The sequence below is a fragment of the Alteribacillus bidgolensis genome, assembly GCF_002886255.1.
Classification (GTDB): Bacteria; Bacillota; Bacilli; order Bacillales; family Marinococcaceae; genus Alteribacillus; species Alteribacillus bidgolensis.
This window is the reverse complement of the sequence record NZ_KZ614149.1, coordinates 1,694,508-1,709,461: the sequence shown is the minus strand read 5'-3', so window position 1 is coordinate 1,709,461 and position 14,954 is coordinate 1,694,508. Positions and strand designations below refer to the sequence as shown.

The 14,954-nt window shown below is 39.8% G+C and carries 16 protein-coding genes; 9 read left to right on the top strand and 7 right to left on the bottom strand.

Annotation, left to right across the window (positions count from 1 at the left end; all coding sequences use genetic code 11):
- Nucleotides 1-44 precede the first annotated feature (44 nt).
- Nucleotides 45-2,606: a CBS domain-containing protein gene (locus tag CEF16_RS08650; RefSeq protein WP_091584930.1), complete on the bottom strand. Its 2,562-nt coding sequence runs from the start codon at nt 2,604-2,606 to the stop codon at nt 45-47.
- Between the two features lie 25 nt (nt 2,607-2,631).
- A complete protein-coding gene (locus CEF16_RS08645; RefSeq protein WP_091584932.1) occupies nt 2,632-2,910 on the bottom strand; it encodes a hypothetical protein in 279 nt (92 codons plus the stop codon).
- A 259-nt stretch (nt 2,911-3,169) separates the two neighbouring features.
- Here CEF16_RS08645 and CEF16_RS08640 point away from each other — a divergent pair, with 259 nt between their 5' ends.
- Nucleotides 3,170-3,376 (top strand): YuzI family membrane protein, encoded by a 207-nt coding sequence (locus CEF16_RS08640; protein WP_245917806.1) that lies wholly within the window; start codon nt 3,170-3,172, stop codon nt 3,374-3,376.
- An 84-nt stretch (nt 3,377-3,460) separates the two neighbouring features.
- Nucleotides 3,461-4,207, top strand: a complete 747-nt coding sequence (locus CEF16_RS08635) for a DUF3603 family protein (protein ID WP_091584934.1) — start codon at nt 3,461-3,463, stop codon at nt 4,205-4,207.
- A gap of 468 nt (nt 4,208-4,675) precedes the next feature.
- Here CEF16_RS08635 and trpS read toward each other — a convergent pair whose 3' ends face one another.
- Nucleotides 4,676-5,665 (bottom strand): tryptophan--tRNA ligase, encoded by a 990-nt coding sequence (gene trpS / locus CEF16_RS08630; RefSeq protein WP_091585312.1) that lies wholly within the window; start codon nt 5,663-5,665, stop codon nt 4,676-4,678.
- Between the two features lie 364 nt (nt 5,666-6,029).
- On the opposite strand from trpS, the gene CEF16_RS08625 reads away from it, so the two are divergent.
- Nucleotides 6,030-6,209 carry a hypothetical protein gene (locus tag CEF16_RS08625; protein WP_091584936.1) on the top strand — a complete coding sequence of 60 codons (180 nt, stop codon included), beginning with the start codon at nt 6,030-6,032 and terminating at the stop codon, nt 6,207-6,209.
- Nucleotides 6,210-6,288: 79 nt separating this feature from the next.
- Nucleotides 6,289-6,693, top strand: coding sequence for a glycosyltransferase (locus CEF16_RS08620; protein ID WP_091584938.1), 405 nt, complete (start codon nt 6,289-6,291; stop codon nt 6,691-6,693).
- 172 nt (nt 6,694-6,865) lie between these two features.
- Here the strand turns inward: CEF16_RS08620 and CEF16_RS23695 are convergent, their stop codons facing one another.
- Entirely contained in the window at nt 6,866-7,033 is a 168-nt protein-coding gene (locus CEF16_RS23695; RefSeq protein WP_170031736.1) for a hypothetical protein, read from the bottom strand.
- 44 nt (nt 7,034-7,077) lie between these two features.
- On the opposite strand from CEF16_RS23695, the gene CEF16_RS08615 reads away from it, so the two are divergent.
- Both CEF16_RS08615 and CEF16_RS08610 read left to right on the top strand, forming a co-directional pair.
- Nucleotides 7,078-7,623 (top strand): TlpA family protein disulfide reductase, encoded by a 546-nt coding sequence (locus CEF16_RS08615; RefSeq protein WP_091584940.1) that lies wholly within the window; start codon nt 7,078-7,080, stop codon nt 7,621-7,623.
- A gap of 124 nt (nt 7,624-7,747) precedes the next feature.
- A complete protein-coding gene (locus CEF16_RS08610; protein ID WP_141395264.1) occupies nt 7,748-7,966 on the top strand; it encodes a hypothetical protein in 219 nt (72 codons plus the stop codon).
- A gap of 52 nt (nt 7,967-8,018) precedes the next feature.
- On the opposite strand, the gene CEF16_RS08605 is transcribed toward CEF16_RS08610, so the two are convergent.
- Nucleotides 8,019-9,008, bottom strand: coding sequence for a sodium:calcium antiporter (locus tag CEF16_RS08605; protein WP_342750469.1), 990 nt, complete (start codon nt 9,006-9,008; stop codon nt 8,019-8,021).
- A gap of 510 nt (nt 9,009-9,518) precedes the next feature.
- Between CEF16_RS08605 and CEF16_RS08600 the strand changes: the two genes are divergently transcribed.
- Together CEF16_RS08600 and CEF16_RS08595 are read left to right on the top strand one after the other, a co-directional pair.
- A complete protein-coding gene (locus CEF16_RS08600; protein WP_091584946.1) occupies nt 9,519-9,791 on the top strand; it encodes a YciI family protein in 273 nt (90 codons plus the stop codon).
- Nucleotides 9,792-9,803: 12 nt separating this feature from the next.
- Nucleotides 9,804-10,679: an NAD(P)-dependent oxidoreductase gene (locus tag CEF16_RS08595; protein WP_170031733.1), complete on the top strand. Its 876-nt coding sequence runs from the start codon at nt 9,804-9,806 to the stop codon at nt 10,677-10,679.
- A gap of 227 nt (nt 10,680-10,906) precedes the next feature.
- Here the strand turns inward: CEF16_RS08595 and CEF16_RS08590 are convergent, their stop codons facing one another.
- Together CEF16_RS08590 and CEF16_RS08585 are read right to left on the bottom strand one after the other, a co-directional pair.
- Entirely contained in the window at nt 10,907-11,452 is a 546-nt protein-coding gene (locus CEF16_RS08590; RefSeq protein ID WP_091584950.1) for an HD domain-containing protein, read from the bottom strand.
- Between the two features lie 97 nt (nt 11,453-11,549).
- Entirely contained in the window at nt 11,550-13,319 is a 1,770-nt protein-coding gene (locus tag CEF16_RS08585) for a UbiD family decarboxylase (protein WP_211295848.1), read from the bottom strand.
- Nucleotides 13,320-13,594: 275 nt separating this feature from the next.
- On the opposite strand from CEF16_RS08585, the gene CEF16_RS08580 reads away from it, so the two are divergent.
- A complete protein-coding gene (locus CEF16_RS08580; protein WP_425427974.1) occupies nt 13,595-14,797 on the top strand; it encodes a putative glycoside hydrolase in 1,203 nt (400 codons plus the stop codon).
- Nucleotides 14,798-14,954: the final 157 nt, after the last annotated feature.

Below are 14,954 nucleotides of genomic sequence, written 5' to 3'. Positions count from 1 at the left end.
AATTTGTAATATAGCATGAAAATCCGAGTTTTTTCTACAGTATTTTACATTCTAGACTTAATATAGGCTAGTGCTTCCTTCCGATTGGTAATTTCACCATTTAAAAAGGCTTTTTCTAATTGAAACAAATAATCTTTAAAAGCAGGACCAGGTGTAAGCCCGGCAGCTTTTAAGTCGTCCCCGCTTACCCAGCGCGGCAGCTTTTTTCGTTTCGTACGATAGGCGTGGACGATACGTGCTTTACTTTGTTCCCCAGAGCATAGCAAAGCCAGAAATACAAGAAATAAGGCGTCTTCGTCTAGATGAAAAGCAAATTCATGTAAAGCTCCTTCAGAAGCAAACACGTCGTCTGTCACATCATTCATTAACACGGCGAAATCCCGTGCTGTTTTTTTCTGTGGTTTCGTAGCAGCGATAGCTTCAAGAAGTTTTGCTGTCTCCGCGTTTTCGGTATATAAACAAGCAGTAATGAAAAACCACTCTTCTTTTATACTTGGTCTTGTTTCTTGTTGTTCCCATTCTTTAAGAAGAAGGGAAAGGACTGCGGATGTTTTTGTACTCCAAATGGAACCGGGCAGAAATTTGTTTAGTACTCCAAGTTCATGCAAACGTGACAAGCTTTCGGCAGGATTGGTTTCTTGAAAAATATGTTTTAATTCTGTGATTACACGTGTATGAGACAAGGCAAAAATCGAAGCTGCTGAATGGCGTAAAAATGCTTCTGTTTCTTCATCCATTCGAAAAGAGAAACGGGCTTCAAACCGGATACCTCGCAAAATGCGGGTGGGGTCTTCAACAAAGCTGAGGTTATGAAGAACACGAAGATTTTTCTTTTTTATATCTTCTAATCCATTAAAATAATCAATTAATTCTCCAAACGAATCTGGCTCTAAGGAAGCTGCCATAGCATTCATCGTAAAATCACGCCGGAACAAATCCTCTTTGATATTTGAACGGACAACGGTTGGAAGAGCTGCTGGTTTTTCATAATACTCGGTTCTTGATGTAGTAAAATCAAGTTTGGAGCCATTTTCTGTTTCAACGGTTGCTGTTCCAAACGTTTCATGAGGCGTGACGGTTCCATTTATATCGTTGGCAAACGCTTCTGCAAAAGAAATACCATCTCCTTCAATGACGATGTCAATATCTTCGCTAGGGCTTCCTAATATTAAATCACGAACAATACCGCCAATAATATAAGCTTTCATATTCTTCGTTTCTGCAAGGGAACCTGCTTTTTTAAGCAAGACAATGGCGTCTTTTGGCAGCAGCGTTTCTATTTGTTCTTTAATATTTGCAGGTGCCTGATTATCTTTTGAAGATCGATTGTGCATATATTCAATTACATCTGTGCGAGAGACGATCCCGATAATTTTTTCATTTTCTATGACAGGCAGACGGCCAATGTTGTATTGAATCATGAGCTGCTGAATTTGTTCAAACGATGTATGTTTGGTGATCGTTACTGGGCTCGTACTCATATATCCTTTGACCGGAGCATGTCCAAGGTTATGCTGGTTGGCCTTATCCACATCGCGCCGAGAAATGATTCCAATTAATTTCCCATTTTCATCTACAACAGGAAAGCCGTTATGTCCGTAATAAAGCATTTGATTTTTAGCTTCATTTATCGTTGTATTTTGTAATACGGTTTTCACAGGAGCAGACATTAGAAAATCCGCACGTACGGCAGAGGAAATGGATGAAGACAGCAGTTCCTTTATCTCTTTTATAACCGAAGAAATGGATCGTTCCTTAACAGACGCTGAAGCAGCTTTTTCGTGCCCGCCTCCGTGAAAATGTTTTATGACTGGCAGTAAATTCATTCGGTCTGATGAAGACCGGCCAATAATAAAGATTTTATTTTTCATGCTAGTAACCGTAATCACTGTATCTGCCCCGGTTGTTTCGAGAACCCTGGATGTAATAACATTTAAGTTTCCGATAAAACGGTCAGCTGTAAGGCTTGCAATTACCATATGGAGCCCTTCTGCCTCCACGTTTTCAGCTGAAGATAAATACGCTTGAAATGTTTCTTGCTCAATAGAGGTTAATGTTTCTTCTGAAAATTGCTGGACAAGATCAAGCTGCATCCCTTTTTCCTTTAAAAATACAGCTGCTTTAAGATCACGTACGGTTGTGTCTGGATAAACGAAAGAACCTGTATCCGTATAAAGACCAAGCGCAAAAAGGGTGGCTTCATATGAACTAATTTCCATTTGTTGTTTGATTATTTCTTCGATTAATATCGTAACAGCTGCTCCTGTTTTTTCTACCACATATGTAACATGCTCCTGTTTATCCTCTTCTAAAAGCGGATGGTGATCATAAACCGTTATTGGGATACCAGAAGGCAATGTAGAGCGTGCTTCTGTACGGGAAAGGTGGGCCACATCAGTTAGGATGACATGGCTGACTTTCTCCCAATCGATATCATTTTCAGCTGAAAAATTAAAGTTGTCCCGATATAACGCTAAATAGTGACGAACTTGTTCGGATTGCTGCTTAGGCAGAACCATGGCTGCCTGCGGATAGAGCTTAGAAGCTGCGACCATGGAAGCAAGTGCATCAAAGTCCACTTGGTCATGCGTTAAAATGATTTCCATCGGTTCATTCCTCCACCTTACAGTATTACCCGTTTTGTATACTCATAATATAGTGATGAAATTCATTTAAAGCAAAGGTCAAAATAGATTCTGTCGTGTTTTTTGAAGCGTCTACGCCTGCTTCATCAAAATATCGCATAATATCTTCTATTTGGTCTTTTTGTTCCTTATATAAACGCAGATGAGTAAAATACGTCTCGTTTCCTAAGTGTTTAGCTTTATTATTAATCTCACGAACGAGATCATCATAATAGGCCATTTTTTCGTAAAATTCTTTTTGAAGATTTTCTCTATGAGTAGACATAATCACCTCTCCTGCATAAATTAATAATGAAAAGTGCAAATGCCTTTTTAAGGTAAAAAAAGTCAGTGTCGAACAATCGTTACAGGGAAATTCATGAAGAAAAAAGGGTTTCTAATCTGTAATCAAGAAATTTCTCCTATTTAGCGGGAGAAATGCTATGTATTTCGTGCATTTAGATTGTTCACTTGCACTTTTCTAATTATAAATCATCTGTTGTTTTGTTGTCTCTTAGAGCTGTTTGAAAAGGGAGCGAAAAACTATGATCGCCAGGCTGTTTATGATGACTGTCGGCTTCGGGCTTGCAGCAGGAGGCGGTATCAGCTTAATTGCATATATGAACTATATTCCGGCTGGACTCACTTTACTGGATTATCTGACGTTTATTTTTCAGCGTACCGAAGGCGCTGTATTCGCTGCAGGACTTTTTATGATTGCCGGAAGTATTTACTGGCCGGAAAAAAATTAGCAAGAAAAGAAAGGGCAGAAAGAATAAAACATTTTCACTCTGACTATACTGTGGATACTAATGGATAGCAAGGAGGGTTTAACCATGGCCCGGATCCGTGATGTCTGGATTAATTGGTTTGAAGGTGAAGAAAACGGGTACAATGTTTGTCCTTTCCATGAATGGCACTCTGAAGATAGAATAGAAGTGCTTGATCAAGGGGAAATCGTAAAAGTAACAGAAAGATTATTTGACTACATTGAAAATCGCATGGAAGATGTACCAGATGAGCTGTTGAATGAAGTATTTCAAAAAAGCACGCTCCGAAAAAACATGACAAGAATCACGCTCGACTATTGTTTCATTATGTATGATGGCAGTCGTGTCTTAGCTGTCGATACGCTTGGGTACAAAACACCAATCAGAAAAAGTCGTCTTACGCCAAAGCATGAAAGAATGACCAAAGAGATAATGGATGAAACAAAGGCAGAGTGCTTTGATTTAACAGAGCCGCCTCCGCCAAAAGAATATCACATTTTATCTCCGCACCCCAAATATATGGCTGGATTGACAAGAAAAGAACGGCAGCTTAAACAATTATTATTTATGGCACTTGATCAGCTCTACACATCAGGAGAATCTGCAGAAATTCGTTATTGGTACACAGAATGGAATCCTGCCAGGTATGAAGAAATACAGCACATCGATAAAGAAACAGCATGGCAGACATTGTATCAGGAAGTGAAAGACGATTGGTCCGATGCGCATTATGAACTTTGCCAAAAAATGATAAAAGGACAGCCGTTTTTTGAAAAAATTTGGAACTTGCATCATGAGGAAGAAGTAAAATAATGATTGGCAGGTTGAAGATGAAGGTAGAGGAGTAGTTGAACGTAAACTATCTTTGAATGCGTAAGGTAGTTTAAAAAGCTGCCGGCCGTCTTTACAGAATGACTGTCTTTCCATATAATAAAAAGGAAAAGAAGGTGAGACAGGAGGGAAAGTTGTGGACGGACTAGCTTATTTTTCGATGCAGGCTTTGACGATTTTGTACGCGGTCGGCACCATCGTATTTAGTGTGATTGTCGGTAAAATCTGGAGGAAGCAAAAAGGTTACTAAAGAACAGCTGACAGAAATAGCTTATTTAAAAAATACATCGAAAAAAAGAACAATGACATAGTTGATGTTTAGATGCAAGAAGATGAGGCTGTCCCACAGGGATGGCTCTTTTTTTGTCTTAAACCATGACATTATTAAACAAATTTGTGTTCCTAATGTATAAAAACGGAGGTGTAATTGCCTCCGTTTTTAATACGAATTTATTTTCTTTTTCGGCCAAGTCCCATTGCTCGTTCTGCTTTTTTCAACGTTTTAAAGGCCGCGCGATTAGCACGTTCTGCTCCTTCATCTAAAATATCATCTAATTCATCGGAGTGAATCAATTCTTCATGACGTTCGCGAATAGGACGGAGCAGTTCAGCCGCAGCTTCAGCGACTTCCTGCTTAAAGTCCCCATATCCTTTGCCGTTATAATCCTTTTCAATCTCTTCCAATGTTTTACCGGTAGAAAGCGACAAGATCGACATTAAATTCGAAACGCCCGGTTTATTTTCCCGGTCAAAGCGAATCTCATTTTCAGAGTCTGTAACAGCACTTTTAATCTTTTTGATAATAGTTTTTTCATCATCGAGCATAGAAATAAACCCTTTTTGGTTTTCATCTGATTTGCTCATTTTTTTCACCGGATTCTGAAGAGACATAATCCGTGCTCCGACTTTCGGTATCTGCACTTCTGGAACAGTGAAAATATCGTTATATTTGTGGTTAAACCTTTCCGCAAGATTTCTCGTTAGTTCCAAGTGCTGCTTTTGATCTTCACCGACGGGAACGATATCTGTGTTATACAATAAAATGTCCGCTGCCATTAAAGGAGGATAGGTAAGTAAAGCAGAAGACACGGCTTCTTTTCCTTCAGACTTATCTTTAAACTGGGTCATGCGTTCGAGCTCACCAATATAAGAAACACACTGCATCATCCAGGCAAGCTGAGAATGAGCCGGGACTTCTGATTGAATGAACAAAGTAGATTTCTTAGGGTCAATGCCGGTCGCTAAATAAAGAGCAGCAAGGCTTCGAATATTCTGCCGCAATTTTATTTTATCCTGTGGGACCGTAATCGCATGCTGGTCTACAATGCAAAAAAAGCATTCATGGTCCTCCTGCATGCCTACAAAATGTTTAAGCGCTCCTAAGTAATTTCCAAGCGTTAAAGTTCCGCTAGGTTGAATGCCTGAAAAAACTCTCTTCATTTCTGCTCCATTCCTTTCTATGTATCCTAAAGCTTTCATAATTTCTCTGCCTTTTTCTCTTATACATCATATCGAAAGTAGAGTTCGGAGTAAACCGCTTAAACCTCCATATGCATGTCTCTAAAAGGGCGCGCATATACTATGGCAAACAAGCAGAGGAGACGAGGGCATGCATAATATTTTTACAGCTTCTTACGGTATGGCCATAATCAAGCTGCTTATCTATTGAAAAAGACTATTATTACTCACAAAGATACCGCTGCTATATTACATCCGCTCGAAACAGGCATTCCTTCTTTCTATAAATTGAGTAAAAAAGTGTATGGCGGATTTGTGTTTTTATTTCCTGAGCCGTGGAGGACTTGTGCTTGCTAAAAATCCATTATCCATCTCTGCTGTTATTACTGCTCTGTCTCGTCTTTATCAAAAAAGAATAGAAAAAACGCTGCAAGCAGATTTAGTCTTATCTGATCATCCTTTATTAACAGTTTTGGCAGGTGAAGTGAAAAACGTACACCCTTATCTGTACCGCTTTACAGTGTAGCGACGGATTATTGGACATCCCCTTTGACAAGTCATCCTTTAGTTAATGGATTGTTTGTCTCAGAAGCAGGAGATACAAAATGGACACAGGATGGCCAAGATGTTTTTCCAGCAGGTATCCAGTCGAAATAGAGGAGAAGCATATAACGAAGAAAGAATGCTGCCCTAAAAAACCTTTGTTATTAGTGTGCGGCGGAGGAGATGGTATCTTTCCGTACCGAAAAGTTGGAGAAGAGCTAAAGAAGTTAAAAATTCCTTCTACTGTTGTAATGCTAAGCGGTACAAGCCGCAGGAAATTTAACACGACTTCTCGTCAGCATGATATGCACGTTCTGCCGTTTACCGACTATTTTAAACAATATTTACATGCTGCAGATCATTTAATTAGTAAGGCAGGCGGAATGGCTATGGAAGAAGCAGTATTATGTGAAGTCTCGATAGTGTTATATTCTCCGTTCCCAGGGATTGAAGAATACAAGGCATGATGTTTAACAAATAGACAAGCAGCATTTTGGGCAAAAACACCTTTTGAAATGAAACAGAAGATAGAAGAACTGCTGCTTCATCCTTTGGAAAAAGAGCGGGCTAAACCACGGCTTCGGCATATTAAGGAAAAAAACAGCGGAAATTTTTATATCAATAGCAAAATACCATGATTCATAAGCGGTGCTTCCATCCCAAATACATGGCAAATACCGGGACAGCCACGAACAACAGCACGGCCAGCGGCCATTGTGCTAGATTATTAAAGCGATAGGACAAAAGTACAATAAGAGCGATGGCCCCCGTTAAAATAAATAAAACGGTCCGGAAAAATACAAACACCCTCTCACCTCCAACATTTACTTTTTGAAGAAAGGAGATACCTTATGAACTATGTTCAAAAAAGACTGATGTTTCTGTCTTTATGTGGTCTTATATTACTTACTGGTTTATTTTATCAAGCTTCTCAAAATCCATCAAAAGAAGCTGTCCAAGTAGCTGCAGGTTATCCTGTTGTTCAAACCGGCCACCGGGCACCATCGGTTGACCTTATTGGGTTAGATGGCCAAACGTACAGTATGGAAACGTTTAGCGGGAAGCCAGTGCTGTTTACTTTTTTTTCAAGCTGGTGCGGCATTTGCCAAGAAGAGCTTCCTAAGTTGTCCCGCTACTATGAGGAAAAAAAAGATACCCTAAACATTGTCGCTATTAACGCCACAACACAGGAATACAATAAAGAAGATGTAAAACAGTTTGTACAGCAAGCAAAGCTTTCTATTCCCGTGTTATTAGATGAGGAAGGGGAAGGGATTGAAGCCTTCAGCGTAACTGGTGTACCCGTTTCTTTTCTTTTGGATGAAAACGGAATTGTCATGGACACGTTTTATGGACCGATCGATCAAAGCAAGCTTGAGGAAGCGTTAGGAATGTAAGTGAAGTAAAGCAGGTATCCCGTATAACGGTATGGGTGGATTTCAACTGCTGTACGCTGTCATTTTCCTGCATAATTCTTTACACAAGAAGAGATACTACTCTCAAAGTGTAAAGGAGGAATAAATGATGACGAATAAACATGGCCGTCCTCGTCAGAACCGGGAAGAAGAAATTAAAAATATCATAGAAGACACAGAGGAAAATTTAAACCGAACCACTGAATTTGCAAAAGAGCATGGAGCGGCTCTTAATGAAGAAGAAATGCAGCAGATTGAAGAAAAGAACGAGCATAGAAAAGAAACAATGGAAAATCTGAAGCAATCCCTTAATAAAGAAAAATAACAAAAACAGGCAGGAGCTGTTCTGTTCAGCAGCCCTTGCCTGTTTTCTCATTTCAGTAAACAAAAATCAAATAACTAGAAATAAAATAAATAACGATTAGTAAAGCAGAAGGCCATGTGTATAGACGGAAAAAACGTTTTCGGCCGCGAAGGATAGAGAATAACACGATTGCAGCTAAAATTGTAACGGCTGAAGCTGTAATTTGATGAGATGTGCTGGATGCAGCAATAATCGGCCCTGAAAAATAAGCAATATCACTTACGGCAAGTAAAATCATGTTGAAAAGGTTGCTCCCAAGGATAGAACCAAGCGCCAGATTGTGATTTTGCAGCTGCAGGGCAATCAATACAGCAATCGCTTCAGGAAGCGATGTAGACGCAGCAATAAGAAAACTGCCGACAAAGCTGGAACCAAGACCAGTGACCGCTGCAATTTGGTCCCCTGTTATGGTGAGCAAGGACCCTGCCATTAAAATAACAACAGCAGCTATGAAAAAACCTATTTTTGCATGGCGAAGGGATAGAGCATAGGACGGGCTTAGTTCTTCATCTTTTTCTTCTTCAGGGATATCTACTTCACTATAACGATTGATAACATACATACCTAGCACATAAGCGGCCAAAATCAATAAAGCATCCAAACCGATTCCAAAAATCGAAAGATCCGTTCGGATAAATAATGCAGCCAAAACCATCAGAGAAAGAAAGATTCCTAGAGATGCTGTGTAAGTATGTGACATAGCAGTTCTAGAAAATAGTTTTTCTTTTCGGTAACACATGTCAAATGTAGCAATGATGAGCAAATTAAACATATTACTGCCAAGGACATTACCTACAGCAATGTCGGGATTGTTCAAAGCAACGGCCGTTAAACTGGTCGTCACTTCTGGTAATGAAGTTGCACCTGCAAGCAGAATCGTTCCGACCATCATCCCGCCCCATTTTGATTTCATGCTAATAACATCAGCATAAGTAGACAACTTGACCGCAGCAGCAACCGTTATTGCCGCTGCAAGAAAAAAATATAAAAATAGCAAAACCATCTCTCCTTTTGTATATGGGCAGGCCGACCCCGTATTAGCACAAAAAAAAGACCTTTTTATGAAAATCCTGCTAAAAAGATATAGCAAGGTTCTCATAAAAAGGTCTTGCGTGCTTTATATATCATAAAGCCAAACGAACCGAGCGTTTTTAACGCTGTCATGACGATTCGTTTATCCTATTGGACGCTACTCCCCTTTTCGTTCATAAGAATTTTATCACGGGAAGGAACATTGGTCAAGCGGGAAATAACGGCCGTGTATTCGTTTGTATGGGGAAAACAGGGTGCCGGCCAATAGATTTACTAAAGTAATATCCTTGGCAGAAGGTCATTACATTTGTAATTATTCCTTTGTCTCCACTCCGTAATAACTTTTTCATCCTCGTTATTGTTTAGCATTTGGTACCAAATTTTATATGAAATTTTGTAATGGAGCAGGAATTCGCAGGTAATTCATCAAAGTGATTAGAGTGGCACATCAATTTTTAAAATATAAAGGGGACAACTGCATATGAAACTATTTGCCGTTTTTTTAACGATGAAAGATCAAGAACTTAGCCAAACACATCGTCCAGCTCATCTGGAGTTTTTGCAAAAACAGCATAAAGAAGGAAATGTTGCTGCATACGGCCGGTTGGAAGACGGGGCAGGCGGTCTCGTCATTTACCGTACAGAAACGTATAAACAAGCAGAGGAATTAGTAAAAAAAGATCCATATGTTGTGGAAGGAGCGCGTGGCTACGATATCCATGAATGGAATATGATTTCCGATAATTGGTCGTAAGGAGGCATTATAATGAAAAAATTGGGTTTTATTGGGCTTGGCAACATGGGAATGCCGATGGCTCACAACCTTATAAAAGCTGGTTATGAAGTAAACGGATTTAACCGTTCAAAAGGGAAAGAAAAGACGTTCGAAGAATTTGGCGGCAAGGCAGGATTAGAAATGACCGAGCTAGTCGAATCAGTAGATGTTGTCATGACGTGTCTGCCAATGCCAGATGATGTAGAACGTATCATTCTTGGCGAAAATGGTGTTCTCGAACACGCTGATGAGGGCACGCTGATTATTGACTTTAGTACCGTTTCTCCATCCCTACATACACGTATTGAACAAGCTGCCGAAAAAAACGGTGTCCGCTATCTTGATGCTCCTATAAGCGGCGGAACAACCGGAGCTGAAGCAGGTACACTGGCGATTATGGTAGGCGGAAAAAATTCCGCTTTTGAAGAAGCGAAAGAATATTTTGATGTGGTAGGCGCTAATGTTACACATTGCGGGCCGATTGGACAGGGAACCAAAGTAAAGCTGCTTAATCAGTACATGGTAGGGTTGCATACAGCTGCAGTTGGCGAAACGTTGTATTTAGCTGAGAAATCCGGCCTTGACCATGATCTTGTGTATAACGTATTAAGCAATGGTTTTGGTCAGAGCAAAATATTTGACCGCCATTACAGCCAGTTCATTTCCCAAAATAAAGATGAACCAGGCTTTGCGCTGCAGCTTCTATTAAAAGATCTTGGACTAGCAAAAGAAATGGCAGGCGAATCCAATGTTTCGCTGACGGCTGGTCCAAATGTACTGCAAATGTTTGAACAGGCAAACGAAAAAGGCCTCGGAGAAAAAGATATGAGTGCTCTTTATCAGTATGTGAAACAACAAGAGCAATAATCGTTTCTGTAAAGTTTTGTATGATTGGAAAGGAACCTCTCTAAAATGTAAAGAGGTTCCTTTTTGATTAAGAGAAGTCCCCCCGCTAGGCGAAAAGAATAGAAAGTAAAAAAGCGGAAAACCTTTTTTAGGCTCCCCGCTCGTTATATATATCATTCTTTCGTATGTACCATCATCTCTTCCGGAGCGGGGGAACCCGTCATCCGGATATAGATGGTTAGGCTTTTTTACTGTACTTCACTCGTTTGCTCATATGCTTCTGAAACTAATGCTTGGTCTATCATTTCATCTAATTGTGCAATTTTCTTTCTTGCTTTGCTATCAGAAATCTTCCGGTAGTGGTGGTTGCCAGATGGTTCTTCATCCATTTCGTCTGCGAGGGCTACAATTTGCTGCAATTGGCTCCGGTAGAGCTGTCCTTCTGGCAAATAGGAATCCGTATGCAGCAAAACAGCAAGAGCGATTTCTTTTGCAATTTTCCGGTCTTCTCCAAGACGAATCAATAACTTGTGCGCTCGTTCAGCACCTTTAATAGCATGAATGTCATTTTCTTTGTACAGTTCAAAATCCCATTCACCGTTACGATACCAGGTGTAATGACCCATATCATGCAAAAAAGCAGCCTTGACAGCAAGATCTGGATTTACTCCTTTTTGCTTTGCAAGCCGGAAAGCATGATAAGAGGCAGATATAGCATGAGCAAGTCCTGCTCTTTTCACATATTTTTGAGTAATTGGATGCTCAAATAGTTGTTCTAGCGTTACGCTTCGCATTATCATCCCTCCTGCACTTTCTCTTTATGAATCTGAATTTATTCCTACTATTATAACGATTCAACCGATGAAAAACAAGAGGGATAATGGTTTAAGTTTATATTTTAATCCGGTATTTTTTCCATTTATCGTCCACTTTTTTAACGATATCTGGGTGCGGTTTTACTTCATCAGGATAAAAAGGTTTCATTCTCGCATCAATAATGATTGGACCTTTATAACGAATGTTGTTTCTTAAAATATCTGCTTCTGCATATAGATCATAGGAGGGATCAAAACGGGTAAAGGCCGTCCATAAGAAAGTGCTTTGTGATTGAGCAATATCGGCATCATCGGTCAGAAATACCATTTGCCAATCAGACAATTGTTCTTTTGCGGTTTCGAGCAGATGGGAAGCGAAATGTTCATCTTCTTCATACGTGGTGCCGGAAAGAACAAGGCAGCCGCCGCAAAAAGCATTGACTTTCGTTATCCCTGGAATGCCGCCTCCTGTGTATTCACGGCTTAATTCTCTCTTTGGTTCTCCTAAACCCGTCATAATAGCTTTTGATCCAACATTAAATTTGCGGCCGGTATAATCGAGTGTGTCCATTGACGTATCATTTAAGATAAGTAGATCGCGTTCCGGCTGAAACCGTTCGAGTACCGCTTCCATTAATTCTTTAAAATGAGCAAGCTCCACGGTTTTATCGGTAACCATTAAAAATTTCGTTAACGTCAGCTGGCCTTCACCCATAATCCGCAGAGCATGAGCGAGTCCTTCTTTGTAATAAGATTCACGAACGACTGCTCCTGCCAGAGAATGAAAGCCTGTCTCTCCGTAAGTCCACAGGTCTTTTACTCCATTCATCACGACAGGGAAAATCGGACTCATCAAGCGCTGCAAATACTCACCAATAAAATAATCTTCCTGACGAGGTTTTCCTACAATGGTTGCCGGATAAATTGCATCTTTTCTCCTCCACATTTTTCGCACTTGAAAAACAGGAAAATCATGGGCAAGCGAATAATATCCATAATGATCGCCAAATGGCCCTTCCGGTTCGCGAATGTGCGGCGGTACTTCTCCTCCAAATGCAAATTCAGCTTCAGCTAGCAAGCGGTGAGGGTGGTCTGGCACCTCTGTCATTGGAAGCTTGTCATCAAGCAGCAATGATCCAAATAAGAGCTCTGGAACAGCTTCTGGAAGAGGAGCTATCGCAGATACAATTAATGCCGGCGGTCCTCCTACAAATAGAGTTACAGGAAGTGGTTCATTTTTTTGTTCGGCAACATGGTGGTGGAATCCGCCGCCTTTATGAATCTGCCAGTGCATTCCTGTCTTTTTAGGCTCTTTAATCTCAATACGATACATGCCAAGGTTATGTTCGTTTTCATCTGGGTGCTCCGTATAAACGAGCGGCAGTGTGACAAATGGATTGCTGTCATGATGCCACGTAGTAAGAGCTGGAAGGTCTTGCATACTGAAAGATTCTGTTTCTATTTGACGAACAGGAGATTTGCTTTTCGGGAGATTTTTCATTCCCATCCGCATAAGCTGTTTAAAAAGACTTTTTTCTTGCCACATCGCTTTAGGAGTTGGAGGAACAAGTGTATCCATGGCGCTTACTGCTTGTTTAACAAACGCTTCTGGTTTTGGTCCAAACGCCATATCTACTCGGCGCGGAGTTCCAAATAAATTTGTGACAACTGGAGTTTTTGAACCTTTTACATTTGTAAACAAAAGGGCAGGACCTTGTTCGTCAATCACCCTTCTATGTATTTCCGGGATTTCTAGATAGGGATCGGTTTCCGTTTTTATTTCAACAATTTCTTTTTCTTTTTTTAACTGTTTTATGAATGAACGTAAGTTATGATGCACCAGCATTCCCTCCGATTCAACTCAAGATGACATAAGTAAAGTATAAAGAATTTGAAATTCAAAGTATATGAATAAGGTGTGAAGAAAGCAGGAATAAAGCAGGAAGTAAAAAAACTTTCCATTTTTTACTCTGGAACTATTGGTGAAAATTGTTATTCTATGTATAATTTGAGATAGAAAGATTACAAATTCAATACATAGATTTAAAAAAGTATGAAAAAATATGTATTTTTCGTGTAAAAATTTATAAATGGAAATTATTTGAAAGAGAGCTGGGGGAAATGAAAAAATTTTTCATGGCATGCGGTGCTGCATGTGTAGTAGCTGGCGGTTTTTTTCTAACGAATGATACACAGGGAGAAGGACATAAAACAATTACATATCATTCCCACAAAAAGACAATGGAAATGAATAAAGAAATAGAAGAAAATATGTCACGATTTTATTATGATAGCGGATACGATTTCACCTATCCTGAAGATGGGGTGCGAGGTATATATGTAACGGGTCATTCTGCAGGGGGAGAGCGTTTTCAAAGATTAGTTGATCTCATAGATTCCACCGATCTTAATGCAATGGTTATCGATATAAAAGATGATTACGGTAATCTAACATTTGATCCACAAGATGAAGTAGACCTGCCCAACATAGGAAAAAATATGATCAGCGATCCGGTTCAATTAATGAATGATTTAGAAGAAAATGAGATTTATCCCATTGCCCGTATTGTCGTTTTTAAAGACACTGTTTTGGCAGAAGACAAACCAGAATGGTCGTTTAAAGAAAACGGAAACATATGGAAAAATGGAAATGGAGAAGCATTTGTCAATCCTTACGTGAAGGATGTATGGGAGTACAATGTAAAAATCGCAAAGGAAGCGGCAAAACTCGGTTTTAAAGAAATCCAATTTGACTATGTCCGCTTTCCAGAAGGGTTTGAAAAGCGTGATGAAGTCCTTGATTATTCTAGAGGCGACTTTGGGAAAGAAGGAAATAATATACAGCAGCGAGTGACAGCGGTAACCAAATTTGTAGAATACGCTCGTGAAGAGCTGCAAAAAGAATTTGATATTGATGTATCCGTTGATATATTCGGTTATTCGGCTACGCTGGATGAAGCGCCTGGAATCGGACAGAATTTCTCCAAAATTTCTGATAATGTAGATATCATTTCATCCATGATTTATCCGAGTCACTGGACACCATATTTTGGTATTGATAAACCTGATCTCCATCCGTATGAATTAACGAAAGAATATGCAAAGGTAGAAAATGAAGTGTTGGACGGTCTCGAAAATCCGCCTGAGTCAAGGCCGTGGATTCAAGATTTTACCGCAAGCTGGCTGGGATCCGGGAATTATAAACCATATGGCGTGAAAGAAGTCGAGGACCAAATCAAAGCTTTAAATGAACAAAATATCGATGAATTCCTTTTGTGGAATGCTAATAACAATTATACGGAGGGCGTTGATTACACCCCGTAAATCAATTAGAAGAGCTGTTTCTGACTTGCAGGAGCAGCTTTTCTTAATGTTTACGAAATTATATTTTTACGAAAAGTGGATAACTAGCGCTTGCACTTTTGTCATGACTTGTGCATGCAAATACGCTGCGCAGGTAAAGCTAATTGTAAATAATCGA